The 19,228-nt window shown below is 71.4% G+C and carries 21 protein-coding genes; 11 read left to right on the plus strand and 10 right to left on the minus strand.

What is annotated here, in order from left to right; translation table 11 throughout:
- Nucleotides 1-18: 18 nt before the first annotated feature.
- The 3 genes from ACFWRV_RS13235 to ACFWRV_RS13245 form a co-directional block, all read right to left on the minus strand.
- A complete protein-coding gene (locus ACFWRV_RS13235) occupies nt 19-534 on the minus strand; it encodes a recombinase family protein (protein WP_384332832.1) in 516 nt (171 codons plus the stop codon).
- A gap of 310 nt (nt 535-844) precedes the next feature.
- A complete protein-coding gene (locus ACFWRV_RS13240) occupies nt 845-1,522 on the minus strand; it encodes a response regulator transcription factor (protein ID WP_384332836.1) in 678 nt (225 codons plus the stop codon).
- The gene (locus ACFWRV_RS13245; protein WP_384332839.1) at nt 1,519-2,772 is read right to left on the minus strand and encodes a sensor histidine kinase; all 1,254 of its coding nucleotides are present in this window, start codon (nt 2,770-2,772) and stop codon (nt 1,519-1,521) included. The genes ACFWRV_RS13240 and ACFWRV_RS13245 overlap by 4 nt, the downstream gene beginning before the upstream one ends.
- Nucleotides 2,773-2,896: 124 nt before the next feature.
- Between ACFWRV_RS13245 and ACFWRV_RS13250 the strand changes: the two genes are divergently transcribed.
- From ACFWRV_RS13250 to ACFWRV_RS13260, 3 genes are read left to right on the plus strand one after another with little or no spacing between them, the layout of a single operon-like run.
- Complete coding sequence (locus ACFWRV_RS13250; RefSeq protein WP_384332842.1) at nt 2,897-3,844, plus strand: ABC transporter ATP-binding protein; 948 nt, start codon at nt 2,897-2,899, stop codon at nt 3,842-3,844.
- Nucleotides 3,841-5,403, plus strand: coding sequence for an ABC transporter permease subunit (locus ACFWRV_RS13255; protein ID WP_384332845.1), 1,563 nt, complete (start codon nt 3,841-3,843; stop codon nt 5,401-5,403). The genes ACFWRV_RS13250 and ACFWRV_RS13255 overlap by 4 nt, the downstream gene beginning before the upstream one ends.
- On the plus strand, nt 5,400-6,236 hold the full coding sequence (locus tag ACFWRV_RS13260) for an ABC transporter permease subunit (protein ID WP_384332848.1): 837 nt from the start codon (nt 5,400-5,402) through the stop codon (nt 6,234-6,236). Before ACFWRV_RS13255 ends, ACFWRV_RS13260 begins: the two co-directional genes overlap by 4 nt.
- 108 nt (nt 6,237-6,344) lie before the next feature.
- Here ACFWRV_RS13260 and ACFWRV_RS13265 read toward each other — a convergent pair whose 3' ends face one another.
- Together ACFWRV_RS13265 and ACFWRV_RS13270 are read right to left on the minus strand one after the other, a co-directional pair.
- On the minus strand, nt 6,345-6,674 hold the full coding sequence (locus ACFWRV_RS13265; RefSeq protein WP_384332851.1) for a hypothetical protein: 330 nt from the start codon (nt 6,672-6,674) through the stop codon (nt 6,345-6,347).
- Between the two features lie 77 nt (nt 6,675-6,751).
- Nucleotides 6,752-7,270, minus strand: coding sequence for a hypothetical protein (locus ACFWRV_RS13270; protein WP_384332854.1), 519 nt, complete (start codon nt 7,268-7,270; stop codon nt 6,752-6,754).
- Between the two features lie 112 nt (nt 7,271-7,382).
- Here ACFWRV_RS13270 and ACFWRV_RS13275 point away from each other — a divergent pair, with 112 nt between their 5' ends.
- Nucleotides 7,383-7,580, plus strand: a complete 198-nt coding sequence (locus ACFWRV_RS13275; RefSeq protein WP_384332857.1) for a zf-HC2 domain-containing protein — start codon at nt 7,383-7,385, stop codon at nt 7,578-7,580.
- On the opposite strand, the gene ACFWRV_RS13280 is transcribed toward ACFWRV_RS13275, so the two are convergent.
- Entirely contained in the window at nt 7,514-8,086 is a 573-nt protein-coding gene (locus tag ACFWRV_RS13280) for a sigma-70 family RNA polymerase sigma factor (RefSeq protein ID WP_384332860.1), read from the minus strand. The genes ACFWRV_RS13275 and ACFWRV_RS13280 overlap by 67 nt on opposite strands.
- 267 nt (nt 8,087-8,353) lie before the next feature.
- Here ACFWRV_RS13280 and ACFWRV_RS13285 point away from each other — a divergent pair, with 267 nt between their 5' ends.
- Nucleotides 8,354-9,550, plus strand: a complete 1,197-nt coding sequence (locus ACFWRV_RS13285) for a CapA family protein (protein ID WP_384332863.1) — start codon at nt 8,354-8,356, stop codon at nt 9,548-9,550.
- A gap of 38 nt (nt 9,551-9,588) precedes the next feature.
- On the opposite strand, the gene ACFWRV_RS13290 is transcribed toward ACFWRV_RS13285, so the two are convergent.
- Nucleotides 9,589-10,050: a universal stress protein gene (locus ACFWRV_RS13290; protein WP_384332866.1), complete on the minus strand. Its 462-nt coding sequence runs from the start codon at nt 10,048-10,050 to the stop codon at nt 9,589-9,591.
- Nucleotides 10,051-10,233: 183 nt separating this feature from the next.
- Here ACFWRV_RS13290 and ACFWRV_RS13295 point away from each other — a divergent pair, with 183 nt between their 5' ends.
- Nucleotides 10,234-11,085 carry a polysaccharide deacetylase family protein gene (locus ACFWRV_RS13295; protein ID WP_384332869.1) on the plus strand — a complete coding sequence of 284 codons (852 nt, stop codon included), beginning with the start codon at nt 10,234-10,236 and terminating at the stop codon, nt 11,083-11,085.
- Between the two features lie 73 nt (nt 11,086-11,158).
- Here ACFWRV_RS13295 and ACFWRV_RS13300 read toward each other — a convergent pair whose 3' ends face one another.
- Nucleotides 11,159-11,821, minus strand: coding sequence for a class F sortase (locus tag ACFWRV_RS13300; RefSeq protein ID WP_384332872.1), 663 nt, complete (start codon nt 11,819-11,821; stop codon nt 11,159-11,161).
- Nucleotides 11,822-12,147: 326 nt separating this feature from the next.
- Between ACFWRV_RS13300 and ACFWRV_RS13305 the strand changes: the two genes are divergently transcribed.
- Complete coding sequence (locus ACFWRV_RS13305) at nt 12,148-12,630, plus strand: hypothetical protein (protein WP_384332875.1); 483 nt, start codon at nt 12,148-12,150, stop codon at nt 12,628-12,630.
- 91 nt (nt 12,631-12,721) lie between these two features.
- Here the strand turns inward: ACFWRV_RS13305 and ACFWRV_RS13310 are convergent, their stop codons facing one another.
- Both ACFWRV_RS13310 and ACFWRV_RS13315 read right to left on the minus strand, forming a co-directional pair.
- On the minus strand, nt 12,722-13,285 hold the full coding sequence (locus tag ACFWRV_RS13310) for a hypothetical protein (protein WP_384332878.1): 564 nt from the start codon (nt 13,283-13,285) through the stop codon (nt 12,722-12,724).
- A 171-nt stretch (nt 13,286-13,456) separates the two neighbouring features.
- Nucleotides 13,457-14,221: a DUF4239 domain-containing protein gene (locus ACFWRV_RS13315; RefSeq protein ID WP_384332881.1), complete on the minus strand. Its 765-nt coding sequence runs from the start codon at nt 14,219-14,221 to the stop codon at nt 13,457-13,459.
- Between the two features lie 246 nt (nt 14,222-14,467).
- On the opposite strand from ACFWRV_RS13315, the gene ACFWRV_RS13320 reads away from it, so the two are divergent.
- The 4 genes from ACFWRV_RS13320 (at nt 14,468) to ACFWRV_RS13335 (ending at nt 19,223) form a co-directional block, all read left to right on the plus strand.
- Nucleotides 14,468-14,620: a hypothetical protein gene (locus ACFWRV_RS13320; RefSeq protein WP_384332884.1), complete on the plus strand. Its 153-nt coding sequence runs from the start codon at nt 14,468-14,470 to the stop codon at nt 14,618-14,620.
- Nucleotides 14,621-15,012: 392 nt separating this feature from the next.
- Entirely contained in the window at nt 15,013-15,978 is a 966-nt protein-coding gene (locus ACFWRV_RS13325) for an SCO0930 family lipoprotein (RefSeq protein WP_384332887.1), read from the plus strand.
- Nucleotides 15,979-16,233: 255 nt separating this feature from the next.
- Entirely contained in the window at nt 16,234-17,052 is an 819-nt protein-coding gene (locus ACFWRV_RS13330; protein ID WP_384332890.1) for an SAM-dependent methyltransferase, read from the plus strand.
- Nucleotides 17,049-19,223, plus strand: a complete 2,175-nt coding sequence (locus tag ACFWRV_RS13335) for a putative bifunctional diguanylate cyclase/phosphodiesterase (RefSeq protein WP_384332893.1) — start codon at nt 17,049-17,051, stop codon at nt 19,221-19,223. Before ACFWRV_RS13330 ends, ACFWRV_RS13335 begins: the two co-directional genes overlap by 4 nt.
- Nucleotides 19,224-19,228 lie beyond the last annotated feature (5 nt).

The following is a 19,228-nucleotide window of genomic DNA, read 5'->3' on the forward strand; positions in this document are numbered from 1 at the left end:
CGCGAGGTGACAGGTAACTCAGCGTGTAGTTAGGGTCTTGGCTTCTGTGCGAGGTTCAGGAACCTCGTTGCCGGTGAGGACTGCGAAGTCGTCGTGCGCCTGGGCGACGGCTTCGGGGTATGCCTCGCGCTTGGCGTACTCGGCGAGCGCCCGGTAGATGGTGGCGATGGAGCGATTCTGTCCCTTGCGTTTGCCGGTGGGGATGAACACATCGGGCTGGATCTGCTCGACGGATTCGCCGAGGGCCCGGCGCCGCAGCACAGTGTGGAGCATGTCCTCGGTGATGACGGGTGGCCGCCCGCCGTGCTTGTCCTTGCGGGCCGCGGTTTCGAGTCCTTCCAGTGCCGACTCACGGATGTTCTCCCGCTCCGTCTCCGCCACCACCGCGAAGAACGCGAACAGCAACTTCCCCGGCCCGGTGGGATCGTAGATGCCCGGCAGGGGTCCGGAGAGCATCTCCAGGACCAGGCCGTGGGCAGTGAGGTGGTCGGCGAGCGCGGTGAGTTCGGCGGCGTCGCGGCCGAGGCGCTTCATCTCGTACACGGTGAAGATGACCCGGCAGTGTGGGGCGTGCGCCTTGACCTCCCGCGCCGTGCGCAGCGCCGGGCCGCCAGGGCCGGCCCGGGCCGCGGTCGGCGGGAGTGGGCACCCGTAGTCCCCTTTTCAGCCGGGGCACCTTCGTGAAGCGGCGGGTGTGGTAGGCGGAGGCGACTGCGCCGCCGCGTGAGCGACGAACGAATCCAGGTTCGGTGGAGGTCTGGCGAGCCGTTTCTGATCTTGCTCGCGCAAAGGACCGTTTGTGAGCACCGCCTCCCATCGTGGGCCGTCGGCCCCTGTCGGCTGCTCAGTCGGGTGGGACGGCTGGGTCGATGATCCGATACCCCACGCCAGGTGTGGTGGCGATGACCGGAGGGTTGCCGAGCTTGCGGCGCAGGCGGCTGATGGTCACCGTGGCGGTGTTGGTGAAGGGGTCGGCGTGTTCGTCCCAGACCTGTTCGAGGAGGTTCTCCGTGCTGAGGAAGGCGGGGCTCGCGTTCAGGAGGGCTTCGAGTACCGCGAATTCCTTGACGGAGAGGTCGAGTTGGTGGCCGTCGCGGCTGGCGGTGCGGCGCATCGGGTCGAGTTCGATGCCCGCCGTGCTCAAGGTGCGGGACCGGGCGGCGGGGCGGCGGCGGTCCAGGGCGCGGATGCGCAGGACGAGTTCGGGAAAGTGGAAGGGCTTGGCGAGGTAGTCGTCCGCGCCCAGGGTGAGGCCGCTGACGCGGTCGCCGGGTGAGTCGGCGGCGGTCAGCATCAGGACCATCACGCGGCCGTGCCGATCGATGATCATCTGGCAGAGGGTGTCACCGTGGATGCCTGGCAGGTCGCGGTCGAGCACGACGACGTCGTACGCGTTGACGTCCAGCTTGGCCGCGGCGTCGAGCCCGTCGTGGGCCACGTCTACGGCCATGCCCTGGTCGCGCAGTCCCTCGGCGATGACTTCGGCGAGGGGGCGGGCGTCCTCGACCACCAGGACTCTCAACGCGCCACGCCCGTCTCTGTGTCGGGGGCTTCCGCCGTCGCCCTGACGTCCGTACGGGGGAGGGTGACGGTGACGCGCAGGCCGCCGTCGGGGCGGGCGCGCAGGTCCAGGGTGCCGTGGTGGGCCTGGGTGATGGCCGCGACGATGGAGAGGCCGAGGCCGCTGCCCTGGCCGGTGCCGGTCCGGTCGGCGCCAAGGCGGCGGAAGGGTTGCGCGAGGTCCGCCACTCGCCGCTGATCGAGGACCGGTCCGCTGGACTCGACGACGAGGGACACTGCGCCTGCGTCGTCTCGTTCGGCCCGTACCGCGACACTGATCCAGCCCCCGGGGTCGTTGTGCGCGATCGCGTTGTCGAGCACGTTGTCGGCCACGCGGCGCAGCAGCGTCTGGCTGCCCCACACCCACGCGGAGTCGTCGCTCCGGCTTTCGCGCACGGTCAGGCCCTTGGCCGCGATGTCCTTTGCCCGTCCGGTCAAGGCGGTCAGCGCGAGTTGGCCGAGGGCGAGGCGCGCCGAGTCGGTGAACTCGCCGCGCTGGGTGCGAGCCAGGACCAGGAAACTCTCCAGCAGCCGGTCCACCTGGTCGAGTTCGGCGCGCATCCGGGCGGCCAGCGTGGCCGTGGTCTCGGGTACCGGGCCCGGCTTGGCGAGGGCCACGTCAAGGGAGGCCCGCATCGTGGTGAGCGGGGTGCGCAGCTCGTGGGAGGCGTTGGCGACGAAGAGGCGCTGGGCGTCGAAGGAGCCCTCCAGGCGGCCGAGGAGGTCGTCGATGGTGTCGGCGAGGTCCTTCACCTCGTCGCCGGGGCCGCCGATGGCCAGGCGTTCGTGCAGGCTGTCGGCGGTGATCCGGCGGGTTGCCGCTGTCATCACGCGCAGCGGGCGCAGCACCCGGCCGGCGACGAACCAGCCGAGGCCGACCGAGATCACCGCCATGACGCCGAGGGCGATGGCGGAGCCGATCACGATCTGCCGGGACTGGGTGTCGTGCGCCTGGGTCAGCTGCTGCTCCAGCTCGTTGATGCGGCCCTGGGCCTGTGCCGCCGTTGCGGGCTGATCGGTGCCGCCATCGGGGGCGGTCTGGCTGGAGCGCGATCCGCCGGATGCCACCACGGCCGCGATGACGAGCAGCGCCGTTCCCGACAGCAGGAACAGAGTCACGTACCAGGCGGTGAAGCGGGTGCGGGCAGTGCCACGGCGCAGGCCGAGCCGGGCAGTCAGGCCCGCGAGCCGTCGGGGCGGACCCCATTTCATCCGCATGCTCCCCTCTCGCGACCGCATCAGGACACGTACCAGGTCAGGCTAAGCCGAGGCGCCTAACAGCGAGATGACAGTGGCCGTTCGGCCCCTGTAACTCGCTCCGTCACAGGGTGGGGCCATGAGCGATGAGAGTACGAAGGCGACGATCGAGGTCACTGGTCTGCGTAAACGCTTCGGGCCGCAGCTGGCTCTGGACGGTATGACGTTCACCGTGCGGCCCGGACGGTTGACCGGCTTCGTCGGCCCGAACGGCGCGGGCAAGTCCACCACCATGCGCGTGATCCTGGGCCTTGACGCGGCTGAGGAGGGAAAGGCCCTGGTCGGCGGGGTGCCGTACCGCACTCTGCGTCGCCCGCTCAGGCATCTGGGGGCACTTCTCGACGCCTCCGCGCTGCAGCCGAGCCGCACCGCCCGTAACCACCTGCTGTGGCTGGCCCACTCGCAGGGCTTGTCGGCCCGGCGGGTGGACGAGGTCATCGATCAGGCCGGCCTGGGCACGGCGGCCCGGCGCAAGGCCGGAGGCTTCTCGCTGGGCATGCGCCAGCGCCTGGGGATCGCGGCGGCGCTGCTGGGGGACCCGCCGGTGGTCATGCTGGACGAGCCGTTCAACGGCCTCGACCCCGACGGCATCGTGTGGATGCGCGGCTTCCTGGCGGAGCTGGCCCGGCAGGGCCGCGCCGTCCTGGTCTCCAGTCACCTGATGAGCGAACTCGAAGACACCGCGGACCATCTCGTGGTGATCGGCCGCGGCCGGGTCGTCGCGGACACCAGCGTGTCCGAGCTGCTCGCCGAGGCGGCCGGCGGCCGGGTCACCCTGCGTACCTCCGCGCCTCCTCGCGCCGCCCAGGTCCTGCACGGTGCGGGCGCCACCGTTCTCGCCACCGGTCCCGACACCCTCGGCGTCACGGGCCTGCCTGACGAGGAGATCGTGGCCCTGCTTGCCCGGAACGGGGTGCCGTTCTCCCAGGTGTCCGCGCACCGGGCGACGCTCGAAGAGGCGTACATGGAGCTCACCCGGGACGCGGTGGAATACCGGGGCATCCCGGCGGGGGAGGCCACGCGATGACAGCCACCCTCACCCCTCGCCCCCCGGCCACGAGGCGCGCTGAGCGGAGCGGGTTCCTCAGGACCCTGCACTCCGAGTGGACGAAGTTCCGTACGGTACGCGGCTGGGTCCTCGCCATGGCGGGGGCGCTCCTGGTGACGATCGTGGTCGGCCTGCTCGGCACGGCCGCCCCCGCCCCCGGCGGTCGCGGCGCCGACGCCGCCTCGTACCCGAAGGGTCCGGGCGGCGAGGCCGTCAACGACAGCTTCTACTTCGTCCACAAGACGCTCACCGGTGACGGCACCCTCACCGTTCCCCTGCGGTCGCTGACCGGTGTGGCCGACACCGGGACCGGCAAGACGGCCCAGGGCGCCCAGCCCTGGGCGAAAGCCGGGATCATAGTGAAGGAAGGCCTCACCCAGGGTGCCCCTTACGCGGCGGTCATGGCCACCGGCGGCCACGGTGTGCGCATGCAGTACGACTACACGCACGACACGGCGGGCCCTTCCGGCAAGGCCACCCAGGAGTCCTCGCGCTGGCTGCGCCTGGTCCGCTCCGGCGATGTCCTCACCGGCTTCTCCTCCACCGACGGCTCCCACTGGACCAAGGTCGGCCATGCGAAGCTGCCGAGGCTTGCGCGCACCGTGCAAGCCGGGCTCTTCGCCACGTCACCGCAGGCGAAGCAGGACACCGCGGCGGGCACGGGCTTCAGCCCCGCCGTGGCCACGGGCACCTTCGGCCGCCCCGCCCTCACCGGCGGCTGGTCCCAGAGCGCGTGGAGCGGCACACAGATGGGCGGCGACGCGGGCACCTCCGGCAGCTACACGAACACCACCAAGGGCGACTTCACCCAGACCGACGGCGGCGGGTTCACCGTGACCGGGGCCGGGGACATCGCACCGGTCGTCGGCGGGCCCGTCATGGGCGTCGGCTTCTCCGTCGAGAACTTCCTCGTCGGCACCTTCGCCGGGCTGATCGTGGTGATCGCCGTGGGCACGGTGTTCATCACCGGCGAGTACCGGCGCGGTTTGCTGCGTACGACCATAGCGGCAACTCCCCTGCGGGGCCGGGTTCTTGGTGCCAAGGCGCTGGTGGCCGGGGGCGTCGCGTTCGCCATCGGCCTGGTGGCCGCCGCGATCACCATTCCCATCGGGGAAAGCAGCGCGCGCGGCAGGGGCTTCCATGTCTTCCCCGTCACGTCGGCGACCGAAGTGCGCGTCGTGGTCGGCACCGGCCTGCTCTGTGCAGCCGCCGCCGTGCTCGCTCTCGGCTTCGGTGCCCTGCTGCGGCGCAGCGGCACAGCGGTCGCCCTGGTCATCGCGTCGATCGTGCTGCCCTTCCTGCTTGCCACCTCCGGCGTACTGCCCCCGGGCGTCTCGGAGTGGCTGCTGCGGGTGACCCCGGCTGCGGGCTTCGCCATCCAGCAGACCCTGCCGCAGTACGCGCAGGTGCTCAGCGTGTACGAGCCGTCGACCGGCTACTACCCGCTGGCGCCATGGGCCGGCCTCGCCGTGCTGTGCGGATACGCCGCGCTCGCCTTCGGTCTGGCCGTGGTGCGGCTGCGCGGGAGGGACGTATGAGTCTCCTGAGAAGTGCACGACTCACGAGCACGGCGGACGGCGCGTGGCGAGGGGACTTCGGCCGCGCCCTGCGCGCGGAGTGGACGAAGCTGCGCACCGCAGGGGACATGGGCAGGTTGCTCCTGCTCGCCGTCGCGCTGACCGTGGCCGTCGGCTGCGGCACCGCCAAGGCCGTGAAGTGCCCGGATGCGGGGTGCGGTCAGGACGCCGTCAAGCTCGCCCTGACCGGCGTCACCGTCGGGCAGGCGGCCATCGCCGTCTTAGCGGTGCTGGCCGTCAGCGGCGAGTACGGCACCGGGATGATCCGCACCACGCTCACGGCGGTGCCGAACCGGCTCACCGTCCTCACCGCCAAGGCGACGGTCCTCGCCACGGTCGTCCTGATCTCCGGGACGGCTGCCGTCCTCGCCTCGCTCCTTGCCGGCCGCTACATCCTGCCCGGCAACGGATTCACCGAGGCCCACGGCTATGCCCCGTTGTCCCTGGCCGACGGCTCGACCCTGCGCGCGGCCGTGGGTTCGGTCCTCTACCTCGTCCTGATCGCCCTGATCGGTCTCGGCGTGGCGACGGCGGTGCGGGAGGCGGCGACCGCCATCGGGATCGTGCTCGGGCTGCTCTATCTCTTCCCGGTCGTCACCCAGGTGCTCAACGACCCGGAGTGGCAGCGGCACCTCCAGCAGATCTCGCCCATGCCCGCCGGACTCGCGGTCCAAGCCACCGTCCATCTGCACGAGCTGCCCATCGGCCCATGGGCCGGCCTGGGCGTGCTCGCCACGTGGGCCGCGGCCGCGCTGCTGGTCGGCAGCCTGCTGCTGCACAGGCGCGACGCGTAGCCGAATCGAGTCGACCCCGAGCACGGTGGATTCGGGCCCCTACCCGGCCCGGCGCCACACCCGGTCAACGATCCAGCCGACCGGGAGCGACGCCGGGCGGGTGGGTCTTCAGGATGCCGACCCGGACCCACCGTCCGCCGCCGATCGGGCGGCTTCCGCCTTGAGCACAGAGCGGGGGCCGGGCACTGGGGACGCTGTGGCGGCGAGGGCGAGGTGCGAGTTCATGTCCAGCTCGAACCGGCCGTAGGGGTTCACGTGGGTCCAGCGCTGTGGGGACAGGGCCCGCCGGTCCGCGTCGGTGAGCCGCTTCTGCCACCCCAACAGGCTGTCCAGCCCCAGCGCGCCCGGGTCGGCCTTCAGCTCGGTGAAGAACGTGCCCCCGCCCCAACTCCGCGAATGCAGCCCCCGATGAACCCAGTAGATCGAAAACCCTGACAAGCGCACCCCAGGTCCGCTACACAGAGCTACTTGTCACTTCGCGGCAGCTTCGGGAGAACAGGGCCGAAACGCGCGGCTCAGCAGAGGTGGACGGCCAGATGTCCCAGCGGCAGCCCCAACTGCCAGGCGGGCGTCCAGATACGGACCTCCTGATCGCCGCCCGCCGGGTCGGTCGCCGCCTCCCAGGGGGCTGGGCCGATCGCGTCCAGGTCCGCCGCGAGCAGTTCGGTCTCCTCCAGCCAGCGCCAGGCCGCCCGGGCGAGCGCCAGATCGGGGTCGCCGGGCTCGGCGCACCGTTCCGTCTCCGCCAGCCGCTCGCAGACCCAGCTGCGCCAGGTGCACTCGTACGCCGTGAGCACGCGCAGTTCGTCGACCCGCGGTTCGGGCAGGGCCCGCGCGGCGGGCGCGTCCCGGGGGAACCCGCACAGGAACATCGTCAGCGCGAGCGCGTCGCGCCCCGCCCGGAACTCCAGGGTCGTCGGCTCCATCAGATCGCCGGTCCGTAACAGGTCGTCTGCCATGTACTCGGTGGACAGCCAGGTCATCGGCACCTGGAGCCCGTTCCCACCGGTCCCATCCATATCCTCGGGACGCATCCCGTCTCGCCTCTTTCCTTGCTCGGTACCGGGCTTCACGCAGCATTGAACCGGGGGCGGGCGCCCCGCGTGGGCAGAAGGGGAGGATCGCCCAGGAGATGCGAGGCTGTGAATGAGTGCCGACCCCGGCGACGACCCGCATGTCCGCCTGCTGCTGGGCGCGTACGTCCTGGACGCTCTGGACGCCGAGGAGACATGCCGGGTGGCCCGTCATCTCCGGAGCTGCGACGGCTGCGCCCGGGTCTATGTGGAGGTGGCCGAGGCCTCCGCGCTGCTGGCGCTGCTCCGGGCGGAGGACCTGCGGGAGTAGCCGGGCAGCGTGCGGGAGAGGACCCGCAGGGCGTAGTACGAACGGGACTTGACGGTTCCGGCGGGGATGCCGAGCACCGTGGCCGTCTCGCCGACGCTCAGTCCGCGGAAGTAGATCTGCACCAGCACCGCACGGTGCTCGGGGCTGAGCGTGCGGACCGCCTCGCGGACGTCCAGGGCGCGGACGGCCGAGTCCGCGGTGTCCAGGGAGTCCGGGGTGCTCTCCAGCACCGTGTCGCTGACCTCGGCGGGGCGGGCCTGGCGCGAGCGCCGGGCGTCGATGGCGAGGCGGCGGCCGACGGTGAACAGCCACGGCCGCATCGAGTCGTAGGGCGCGTCGAAGGCCTCGGGGTGCTGCCAGGCGCGTACGAGGGTCTCCTGCACCAGGTCCTCGGCCCGCTGCCGGTCCCCGAAGGTCAGGCCGAGGAGGAAGTGGAACAGTGCGGGGCCGTGTTCCCGCTGCAACTCCGCCAGGGTCCGCTCGTCGGTCGTCGTGGTGGTCTTCATGAACGTCCTCTCCCGCCGAGGCCCCTGACGGCCGCGTTGCCGACTGGCGTATACGAACGCATTCGGCGGCGCGGGAACAGGCGGTGCACCGAGGCGTGCGACGAGCGGTCGCTCAGTGCGGCGAATGGTGCGGTGAACGGTCGAGGGGCCGTCGGGGTCGGCCGGTACGACCAGTTCAGCTAGGTATGCGGCAATGGTCCTTGCTTATCCGGTATGAAGATCTGTTTAGTCGGATGGTCGTAATCATCCGAACATGGAGTCGAGCAGATGACGCAGCGCATCCGACCGGGCACCGTGGCCGCCATCGCCCTCCTGCTCGCCGCGGCTACCGGCTGCACCGGGCAGCAGCCCGCGGCCACCGCGCCGAGCGGACCGCCCGCCGCCCGGGGCGCGGGCGGGCAGGGCGCCGAGGGGCCCCGCCCGTTCACGCTGCTCGCCGCGGGCGACGTCCTGCCGCACTCCTCCGTGATCGACCAGGCCGCCACCGACGCGGGCGGCACCGGCTACGATTTCGCGCCGATGCTGGCGGGCGTCGCCCCGGTCGTCTCCGGCGCTGACCTGGCGTTCTGCCATATGGAGACCGTGTATGGGAAGGAGGGCGGCCCCTATACCGGCTATCCGAGCTTCAAGTCGCCGCCCGAGATCGCCGCCGCCCTGCGCACCACCGGGTTCGACTCCTGCTCCACCGCCTCCAACCACACCCTCGACGACGGGGCCGAGGGGGTCTCCCGCACGCTCGGAGCCCTGGACGAAGCGGGCATCCGGCACGCCGGCTCGGCCCGCACCGCCGCCGAGGCCGCCCGGCCGACGATCCTGCCCGCCGGACCGGGGAAGAGGGCGGCCAAGGTCGCCCACCTCGCGTACACCTACGGCACCAACGACATCCCCCTGCCTGCCGACCGGCCCTGGACGGTCAACGTCACCGACGAGCGGAAGATCATCGAAGAGGCCCGGGCGGCCCGGCGCGCCGGCGCCGACATCGTCGTCCTCTCCGCCCACTGGGGCACCGAATGGCAGGACGAGCCCGACGCCCGGCAGCTGGAGCTCGCCGATCGGCTCACCGCCTCCGACGACGGTGGCCGTCCCGACATCGACCTGATCATCGGCACCCACGCCCATGTGCCGCAGGCGTACGAGAAGGTCAACGGCACCTGGGTCGTCTACGGCATGGGCGACCAGATCGCCGGAGCGATGATCAACTACGAGGGGGTCCAGGACCCGCGCGGCAACCAGAGCTCGATGGGCCGCTTCACCTTCGCGCCGCCCGCGAAACCCGGCGAGCGCTGGAGCGTGAAGAAGGCGGAGTTCGTCCCGCAGTGGTATGACACGGCCACCGGGCGCGCGGTCAACCTCAACGCCTCGCTCGACGACGGGGCCGAGCACCTCCGCGAGGTCCGCGACCGTATCCGTACCGTCGTCCTCGGGCGGGGAGCGGACAGGGACGGGCTTCTCATGGGCGAGTAGCGGTCGGCGGGGGCGAAACGCGGTCGGCGGCGGAGGGCCTACGGCACCACGGTGACCGGCCAGCGTCCCGCCTTCACCAGGCGTACGGCCACCGAACCGATGAAACGGTGCCCGGCCGACTCCGAGGCCCCGACCACCACCGCGTCCGCCTTCAGCTCGTCGGCCGCCGTGACCAGGCCGTTGTACGGGTCGCCCCGGAAGGTGTGGAACTCCCAGCGCATGTCCCACGCGTCACTGAAGCGCTCGGTCGCCTCGCGGATCTCGGCGACCAGAGCATCGGCGACCTCGCCCGTCGTATCACCGACCGGCACGCCCAGGGCGGCGCCCGCCGTCATGACCGGCTGGACGTACACCAGGGCCAGCATGGCGTTCTGCCGACGGGCCAGTCCGGCGGCGTAGGCCGCCGCGCGCATCGAGGAATCGGAGCCGTCCAGCCCCGCGACGATCACTTTGGGGCCGTCCGTACCGCGTTCGAACCGATGAGGCTGCTGCTCTGTCACGGCTCCGAGGCTATCGGCTCGTCCCGGCGGCGACGCTCCGGGCTCCCGACGGGCCGCCCCAGGACTCCGGGGGGCGGCGACGGGCTCCGATGAAGATGAACATACTGCGTCGATCGGGTGCAAAACGGTCGGCATCCGGTGTCGGCGGCCGGGGCGGGCGTCCGGCCGTGCGAGCAGTTGGCCATGACAAGTGATCACACCGGACCCGAGCGCCGCACCCTGCTGAGGATCGCCCTCGGCCTCGGAACCGCCGCCGCCGTGCACCTGGTCGTCGCCGATCCGGCCTCCACGCCCAGTGGCCCCGCCCGCACCGCGGGGACCCCGCCCGCACCCGCCGCGGGGCCCCCGGCGAACGTGCGGGGCCGGCCCTCCCCGTACCGGCTCGACCCCATGACAGCGGGCAGCCCGCCCCGGTTCCGACCGGCCAGGCCGCCCGTGCGCACCCGGCCCTTCGAGCACCTCCCCGACCTCGGGCACTCGATGGTCCTCAGCTTCGACGACGGCCCCGACCCGCTCTACACCCCGGACATCCTGGCCACCCTGCGCGAGCACCGCGTCCGCGCGATGTTCTTCGTCTGCGGCGAGATGGCCGACGGCAACCCGGACCTGCTGCGCGAGATGGCGGCCGACGGGCATGTGGTCGGCAACCACTCCTGGTCCCACCCGCTGATCCCCGAGCTCTCCCGCCCCGCGATCCACGACGAACTGGGGCGTACCAGCGAGGTGGTGGAGCGGGTGCTCGGCGCCCCGCCGCTGTGGTACCGCGCCCCCTACGGTGCGTGGAACCGCAACTCCTTCGAGATCGGAGCAGAGTTGGGCATGGAGCCGATGGCCTGGACCGTGGACACGCTCGACTGGAAGACGCCGGGCACCGGCACGATCGTCCGCCGGGTGCTGAACGGAGCCGCGCCCGGCGTCGTCGTCCTCTCGCACGACGCGGGCGGCGACCGCTCGCAGAGCGTCGCGGCCCTGCGCCGCTACCTCCCCCGGCTGCTCGACTCCGGCTACCGGATCACGGTGCCGCGCCGCGTCTGAGCCGAGGAGGCCGTGCGCGCAGGGCGGTGTCCCCGGCGGATCGCCGGGGACACCGCCCTGCGGGGCGCGCCGGTCAGCGGGTGTCGACCAGTCGGGCGAAGACCACCACGTTGCCGTCGTAGCCGCCCCCCTTGGAGTAGCCCCCGCCGCACGTGATGACCCGCAGCTCCGCGTGACCGGTGTCGCCGTAGACCCGGGGGCCGGGGAAGTCGTTCTTGGAGAAGACCTCCACCCCGTACACCTCGAAGATCGCGACCCGGCCGTCGTAGCGGGCGACCTCGACGCGGTGGCCCTTCTGGAGCGAGCCGAGGCCGTAGAAGACGGCGGGCCCGGACGTGTTGTCGACGTGGCCGACGACCACGGCGGTACCCCGCTGGCCGGGGGCGATGCCGTTCTGGTACCAGCCGGCGAGGTTGGGGTCCTCGGCGGGCGGGGCGTCGATCCATCCGTTGGCGTCCAGGTTGACGTCGATGATCGGTGCGTCCACGTTGATGGAACCGATCTTCACCCGGGAGGCCGGGGCGTACGGCAGTGACTGCACGGGCTCGCCCTCCACCGGGGGACCCGCGGCGTCCTTGCCCAGGTCCAGCGAGGCGGCCGCCGCGGGCTGAGGCGGGCCCGCCTCACCGAACTCCGTGCCGTTGCGCATGAGGGCGAGGCCGCTGAGCATCACCAGGGCGATCGCACCCCATGGCACACGTCTGGTCCGCTCGGCGCCAGCGTAGTCCCGGCCCATGGCTCTCCCTTCGTCGCGACGCTGTGAACGTTAAGGGCGCGACGTCCGGGTGGCGATCAGGGAGAGGCGAACGGGTGGCGACGCGGTGGGGCCCCTGATGGATGACTGCCCATCGGAGTAATGAGCAGATAAAACTTCTGACGGTCCGTGACCTGCGACTCCGTCAGATTCGGGGGCTTTCGTACGGCGTGTCGCATCACCGGGGTGGAGCAGTGCCGAAGTGCGATCCATCGGTCCACTGGTGAGTGTTCGTCATGGGAGACGTTCTCGTCGATCCAGCCCGGGGGACAAGCCCCCGGGGGCGTTTCCCGCTGGAGGTTCACACGATGCGTGCTTCACGCGCTCTCGCGGTCACCGCGACCGCTTTCGCGGCCGTCGGGCTCGCGGCCCCCATGGCCGCCGCCACCAACGGCCCGGTCAATGTCGCCGTCAACCCTCAGTCCGTCCACCAGGGCGGCACGCTGAAGATCACCGCGCAGGGCTGCGGTCACGGCGGCAAGGTCTGGTCGAACGCGTTCCCGACGACCAGCCTGTCGGCGGGTGACGGCACCAACTTCGCCCATGCCCGGGTCCGGAACAACACCACGCCGGGTCAGTACCACCTCTCGGTGAAGTGCAATGACAACGACCGGGTCGCGACGGCGCGGTTCACCGTGCTGGCCGGTAACCCCGCGCAGGGCGGCCTCGGCGGCTCGATGGGTCCGAGCTCCGTGGAGATGCAGGTCGGCGGCGGTCTGGTGGCCGCCGCGGCCGTCGGCGGTGCCGTCTTCCTCGTCCGGCGTCGGCAGACGAGCCATGCGGGGTTCTGAGGCGTCGAACTTCCCGTCCGGCCCGATACGCCCGTCGCCCCGAGTCCTTGATCAGGACCCGGGGCGACTGCCGTGCGCCGCATGCTCGCGGTCAGTGGCGGCGGTCGGCGGTACGGCGACGCGCGAAGTAGAGCGCGCCCGATGCCGCCGCGACGACCAGGGCCGCGCCGGCGGCGACCTCCACCGTGTCGGTGGAGCCGGAGCTGCCGCCGAGACCGCCGCGCACCCCGCCCGGCACGAGAGCCGTGGAGCTGGCGGTCGGCACCGTGGTGGGCCTCGCGGTCGGGGTGGGGCTGCTCGTGGCGCCACCGGTGATCGTCAGATTGACGTTGCGGGAGGTGCCGGTGGAGCCGCACGTGAAGGTCACCGCGTAGACGGCGCCCCGGCGGGCGTCGGTGTCGACGGTGGCGGTGGCCGACGTGGAGCCGCTCGGGATGGTCGCGGTGTCGAAGACGCCCGAGCTGACGGTCGTCTCGCCCGTGCAGCCACCGGCGCCGAGGGTGACCCGGCCGCCCGGGGCGATGACCGAGGGCGTGATCGTCGGATTGAACGTGCTGGAGGCCCCGTCCGGCGCGGCGAAGGCGGTGGACGGGGCGATCAGCGTCAGGGCACTGGCGCCGAGCAGGGCGAGCGGTGCGACACGTATCGCGCGCATGGTGGATCCTCCGGGTTCCCCGAGGGGCAGCTGCGGAACCAATTTCCACATAGCAGGAAAAATGCACCTCGATGCCCGACACGCTAGGAGCGCTCCCCCCGGCCCGCGATCGGGGTCCGGCGAATGGGTCAGTCTGTCCCCCGACCGGCGCACCGGCCGGGGGACCGGACCTCAGCCGGTGATCCCCGGGAACATGTCGATGAAGGGATCGGCGGTGGCCGAGATGCCCCGCCCGAAGGGCGCGTCGAAGTCCCAGATCAGGAAGAGCAGGAAGGCGATCAACGCGCTGAACAGACCCGCCAGGAGCAGTTCGCGGAACGTTCTGCGGATCTGGAGGGTGAAGATCAGCCCCACGGTCACCAGCGCCCCGATGATCAGCCCGAACCAGACCACCCCGGGCATCGTCGCGCCGGCGTTCTGCGCCCGTGAGCTGCGGGCGTCGTCCGCCGCCGCCACCTGGTCGACCAGGGGCTGGTAGGCCTGCCCCTCGTGATCGGTCTTCGGTTCGTAGCCGGTCACGTCCGCCCGCAGTCTGTCCAGCAGCTCGGTGCCGCGCTCGGTGAGCGTGTTCCGCTCCGACATCACCTTCCACTCGTCGTTGACGACATGGCTGACGTAGGCGTCGACGTCCGCCCGGATGCGGTCGCGGACCTCCACCGGGTAGACGGACGCCCGCGCCTGCACCTCGTGCAGCGCCTGCGCCTCGATGCGTACGGACTCCTGGGCCGCGCTGCGCCCCTCCCAGACCCCGGCGATGGCGAGCCCCAGGACGATCGCGTAGACCACGCCGATCATCATCGTCATGTACTCGATGACGTCAGGCGTCTCGGAGGGGTCGTCGTCATCCCTGATCCGCCGGTTGTTCAGGACGGCGATGGTGAGGACGACCGCGCAGGCGGACGCCATGGCAATGCTCAGTACGAGCCATTCGGACATGCATCTCTCCTGGTCAGCGGGATGATCGCGGCCGCAGCACGGCGACGGCGAATACCGCCGGGGCGGTGATGAGCAGAGTCAGCGACACCAGCGAAGGCCCGCTCCGCGGCTGTTTGCGGGTCGGTTTGCGGTACGTCGGCAGGGCGACGGCCCGAGGTTCCGGCGGCTCGGTCCGCACCGGGGGCTTCGGTGAGGGCGAGGGTGAGGGCTTCGGGGGCGGTGCCGGAGCCGGCGGGGGAGGGGGCGGTGGCGCGGGAGGCGGAGGTGGCGGAGGCGGTGGTTCCGCGACGACCGGTGGCGGCGGTGGCGGAGGCGGAGGCGGTGGTGGCGGGGGAGGAGGTGGCGGTGGCGGTGGAGGTTTCGGTGGGGGCGGCGGCGGAGGTGGCTCCGGCTCCGTGACCGCCACGCAGCCCCCGTCGCCCGCCACGGCGATGGAGGAACTGCCGTCGCCCTGCCCGATCGAGGCCACCGCGCAGTTGTCGGCGGTCGCGGGCAGCGGTACGGCTGTCAGCCAGAGGAGTGCGGCGGCCGTGGCGAGCCGCGCGATGCGTGATCCGTACACGACGGGGAGCATGATCCACGCCGCCGGGGAACACGCGGTACCCGCGGGTGATTCGCCTGATCGTGCGGTTAATGGGCCATTCGTGTTTGCGTGGCCGACCCCGGCCCGCCGAATTCTTCTCGGTCTTCCTTTGAACGCGACCCCGTCGGTGTCCCGTACCTAGGGCCATGAACGGCGCGGTCCCGCGCCGGCATCGAAAACGCTACGACGAAGCACCACGGGAGTCGACATGAACACCTGGCGCAACGCCTCGCTCGCGGTCACCGCCGCGGCTCTGTTGACGCTCACGACGGCGTGCGGTCAGGAGCAGGGAGGCACCTCTCCCAACGGCCAGGCGGTGGGCAACGCGGCCCCGGCCCAGCAGCCCGCCGACGGCGGCTACGGGTCGGCCGACGGGGGATACGGCTCCGGGGCCGACACGGATGCGGCGGAACCGAAGGAGGCCGGTCAACTCGCCGTGCAGGAGAGCAAGAAGCTCGGAAAGGTGCTCACCGACAGCGAGGGATTCACGCTCTACCGCTTCGACAAGGACACCGCGAACCCGCCGAAGTCGAACTGCGAGGGCGAATGCGCCGCGGCCTGGCCGGTGGTGGCCTCGGGCAACGCCACCGCCGCGGCCGGCACCGACGAGGAACTGCTCGGGGAGGTCACCCGCCCCGACGGCACCAGCCAACTCACCGTCGACGGCTGGCCGATGTACCGGTACGCGAAGGACACCGCCCCGGGCCAGGTCAACGGGCAGGGAGTCGGCGGAACCTGGTTCGCCGCGGCCCCCGACGGCACGAAGGCGGCAAAGAACGCCGACAGCGCGGGGGTCGCCGAACCGGCCGACCCCGCGGGGCTTTCGGTCCGCAAGGATCCGGAACTCGGCGACATCGTGGTGGACGGCCGGGGCATGACGGTTTACCGCTTCACGAAGGACTCCGCCTGGCCGATGAAGACCGCCTGCACGGGCGAGTGCCTCAAGAAGTGGCCGGTAGTGGCCCCCATGGCCAAAAACGCGGTGGACGGAGTCACGACGAAGGGATTCGTCACCTTCGACCGCCCCGACGGCATCAAACAGCAGACCATCGACTGCTGGCCCATCTACACCTTCGCGGGCGACGAGAAGCCCGGTGATACCAACGGACAGGGCGTCGGCGGCACCTGGTACGCCGTTTCCCCGGATTCGAAACTCGTCGGGGCCGCGAAGTAATCACGGACTCCGCAGAACAATCGCCCAGGAGCCCCAAGTGGCCCCGAACCACCGGGAAACGGTGTCCGGAGTGCCGGTCCGTCGCTGCCCGCATACGCGCAGCGACGGACCGGCCGCGGATGCCACCGGAGTGTGACCAATAACGGATCGCTAATTTCCGTTTCCACTCGCTCTCCTGGCGACCGATCAGTAGCCTCTGGTCAACACTGACCATGAACATGGCCGGATCGCCGTGGCGACTTGTTGGAGACATCGATGGAGCGTCCCGCCTGGGCACCGCAGGGCATTGACATTTCGGTGCCGAGCGTGTCTCGCATGTACGACTTCTATCTGGGCGGATCGCACAATTTCGAGGTGGACCGGGAAGCCGCGCGCAAGGCCATGGAGTTCCTCCCGGGCCTTCCCAAGATCATGCAGGCCAATCGCGCCTTTATGCGCCGGGCCGTCCGCTTCGCCGTCGACTCGGGCATCGACCAGTTCCTCGACATCGGCTCCGGCATACCGACCTTCGGCAACGTCCACGAGGTCGCCCAGGCCGCCGACCCCGGTGCCAGGGTGGCGTACGTCGACCACGACCCGGTCGCCGTCGCCCACAGCCAGGCCGTGCTGGAGGGCAACGACCGCGCGGTCATCGCCGCCGCCGACCTGCGCCGCCCCAAGGAGATCCTGGCGAACCCGGACATCACCGGACTGCTCGACCTGGACCGCCCGGTGGCCCTGCTGCTGGTCGCGGTGCTCCACTTCGTCGAGGACGCCGACGACCCGCGCGCCGCGGTCGCCGAACTGCGCGAGGCGCTGGCCCCCGGCAGCCTGATCGTCCTGACCCACGCCTCGTACGAGGGCATCCCGCTGCCCGAGGAGGAGGCGGCCGGCACGGTCGGCGTCTACAAGAACATCCGCAACCCGCTGATCATGCGCTCGCGCGAGGAGATCGGCCGGTTCTTCGAGGGCTACGAGATGGTCGAGCCGGGACTCGTGTCGATGCCCGAATGGCGGCCCGACACCCCGCAGTCGCCGGAGCAGGAAGACCCGTACGCCTTCTCGGGCTTCGCAGGGGTCGGGCGCAAGGCGTGAGCATTCCCGCCCAGGCGTCCGGGGAGCCGGACGCGGAACCCGACGGTCCGGAAGGCCGGCTCCGCAGATTCGCCAGGATCTGGAGCCGGGCCATCTTCCCCCTGACGGCCACCTCCCTCACCCGGCCGGAGTTCGAACAGCATCTGCTGCCCCTGGCACGCGAGCTGAACGGCATCCTGCACGCCCACCCCTTCGACGCCTCGCCCGCCCAGCGGGTCGGCGCGGCCCTGATCGAGGCGCACTGCACCGATCCGGACGCCCTCAGCTCCACGCTCGGCGTCGTCGACTCCTACCTCGTCCTGTACTGCGGCGGCAACGGACCCGGCACGCTCTCCACCGAGGACGGCCGGGCCCGCTGCGCCCGGATCCAGCACACGCTGGCCGCGGGCTTCACCGGGGCGCTGCGCGAGCGCACGCTCGCCGAGCAGGAGGCCATCGCCCGCTCGGCGCTGACCGCCCGCTCGCACGCCGAACAGGCCCTGCACGCCACCGAGGCCCGGTTCCGCGCGGTCTTCAAGGACGCCGCCATCGGCATCGGCATCGCCGACCTGGACGGCAACATCCTGGAGATCAACGACACCCTCACCAAGATGTTCGGCGGCCTTGAGCACCACGTCCGCAGCCACAAGGTGAACGAGTGGGTCCACCCCGAGGACTCGCCGCAGGTGTGGAAGTTCTACGACGAACTGGTACGCGGCGAGCGCGAGCACTACCGGGTCGAGAAGGCGTACTACCGCAACGACGGCACCGTCCTGTGGACCAACCTCACCGTCTCGCTGCTGCGGGACTCCGAGGGCCGTCCCGAATACCAGCTCGCGCTGATGGAGGACACCACCGAGCGCCGGCTGCTGAATCTGCGGCTGCGGTACGAGGCCACGCACGACGCGCTGACCGGGCTGCCCAACCGGACCCTGTTCTTCGAACGTCTGGAGAAGGCCCTCGCCGCCCAGGCGGGGGTCCGTTTCGGCCTCTGCTACCTGGACCTCGACGGTTTCAAGGCCATCAACGACAGCCTCGGGCACGCCGCCGGCGACCGGCTCCTGGTCGAGGTCGCCGACCGGCTCCAGAGCTGCGCCACCGCCCCCGGCGAGATGGTCGCCCGGCTCGGCGGCGACGAGTTCGTGGCGCTGACCACCGGCCCGGACACCGCCGACGAGGTGCACGAACTGGCCGGCCGCATCCTGGGCGCGCTCGCCTCCCCGATCCGCCTCGACGGCCGCGAGCTCACCGTCCGCGGCTCGATCGGCATCGTCGAGGGGCCCTCGGGGGAGCGCAGCGCCGCCGAGGTGCTGCGCAGCGCCGACATCACGATGTACCGGGCCAAGGCGGCGGGGGGCAACCGCTTCCAGCTCGCCGACGCGGAGGCCGACGCACGCGCCATCACCCGGCACGGGCTGACCACCGCGCTCCCCGCCGCCCTGGACCGGGGCGAGTTCTTCATCGAGTACCAGCCGCTCGTGCACCTGGGCGACGGCACCGTGCACGGCGCGGAGGCGCTCGTACGGTGGTGCCATCCGCAGCACGGCGTGCTCGGCCCCGACCGGTTCATCCCGCTCGCCGAGCACACCGGTCTCATCGTGCCGCTCGGCCGCTGGGTGCTGGAGGAGTCCGTACGGCAGGCGAACTTCTGGCAGGAGCGGCACAGCGACGGCGGCCCGCTGCGGATCAACGTCAACCTCTCGCCGACCCAGCTGCACCACCCTCGCCTCGTCGCGGAGACGGTCGACGTGCTGGAACGTTCCGGTCTGGAGCCGGGAGCGCTCTGCCTGGAGGTGACCGAGTCCGCCCTGATCGGCGCCGACGACGACCTCCTCAAGCCGCTGCGGCAGCTCGCGGAGATGGGCGTCGACATCGCGCTCGACGACTTCGGCACGGGCTACTCGAACCTGGCGAACCTGCGGCGGCTGCCGGTGAGCGTCCTCAAGCTGGACCGGTCCTTCACCCGGGGCATGCAGCAGCACCCGGCGGACCCGGTCGACCTGAAGATCGTCGAGGGCATCGTGTCGCTGGCCCACAGCCTGGAGCTGGCCGTCACGGTGGAGGGCGTGGAGACGGGCGCCCAGGCCGAGCAACTGCGCCGGATCGGCTGCGACACCGCCCAGGGCTGGTACTACGCCCGCCCGGGGGCCCCGGACCGCATCCACTCCCTGCTGCTGGCGGACGCGGTCTGAGCCGT

Origin of the sequence: Streptomyces sp. NPDC058576, assembly GCF_042718715.1 — a bacterium.
Classification (GTDB): domain Bacteria; phylum Actinomycetota; class Actinomycetes; order Streptomycetales; family Streptomycetaceae; genus Streptomyces.

Coding starts and splice junctions, on each gene's coding strand:
- ACFWRV_RS13235 (WP_384332832.1), bottom strand. CDS start 534: ATGAAGCGCCTCGGCCGCGACGCCGCCGAACTCACCGCGCTCGCCGAC.
- ACFWRV_RS13245 (WP_384332839.1), bottom strand. CDS start 2,772: ATGAAATGGGGTCCGCCCCGACGGCTCGCGGGCCTGACTGCCCGGCTC.
- ACFWRV_RS13250 (WP_384332842.1), top strand. CDS start 2,897: ATGAGCGATGAGAGTACGAAGGCGACGATCGAGGTCACTGGTCTGCGT.
- ACFWRV_RS13255 (WP_384332845.1), top strand. CDS start 3,841: ATGACAGCCACCCTCACCCCTCGCCCCCCGGCCACGAGGCGCGCTGAG.
- ACFWRV_RS13260 (WP_384332848.1), top strand. CDS start 5,400: ATGAGTCTCCTGAGAAGTGCACGACTCACGAGCACGGCGGACGGCGCG.
- ACFWRV_RS13270 (WP_384332854.1), bottom strand. CDS start 7,270: ATGCGTCCCGAGGATATGGATGGGACCGGTGGGAACGGGCTCCAGGTG.
- ACFWRV_RS13275 (WP_384332857.1), top strand. CDS start 7,383: ATGAGTGCCGACCCCGGCGACGACCCGCATGTCCGCCTGCTGCTGGGC.
- ACFWRV_RS13280 (WP_384332860.1), bottom strand. CDS start 8,086: ATGAAGACCACCACGACGACCGACGAGCGGACCCTGGCGGAGTTGCAG.
- ACFWRV_RS13285 (WP_384332863.1), top strand. CDS start 8,354: ATGACGCAGCGCATCCGACCGGGCACCGTGGCCGCCATCGCCCTCCTG.
- ACFWRV_RS13295 (WP_384332869.1), top strand. CDS start 10,234: ATGACAAGTGATCACACCGGACCCGAGCGCCGCACCCTGCTGAGGATC.
- ACFWRV_RS13300 (WP_384332872.1), bottom strand. CDS start 11,821: ATGGGCCGGGACTACGCTGGCGCCGAGCGGACCAGACGTGTGCCATGG.
- ACFWRV_RS13305 (WP_384332875.1), top strand. CDS start 12,148: ATGCGTGCTTCACGCGCTCTCGCGGTCACCGCGACCGCTTTCGCGGCC.
- ACFWRV_RS13310 (WP_384332878.1), bottom strand. CDS start 13,285: ATGCGCGCGATACGTGTCGCACCGCTCGCCCTGCTCGGCGCCAGTGCC.
- ACFWRV_RS13315 (WP_384332881.1), bottom strand. CDS start 14,221: ATGTCCGAATGGCTCGTACTGAGCATTGCCATGGCGTCCGCCTGCGCG.
- ACFWRV_RS13325 (WP_384332887.1), top strand. CDS start 15,013: ATGAACACCTGGCGCAACGCCTCGCTCGCGGTCACCGCCGCGGCTCTG.
- ACFWRV_RS13330 (WP_384332890.1), top strand. CDS start 16,234: ATGGAGCGTCCCGCCTGGGCACCGCAGGGCATTGACATTTCGGTGCCG.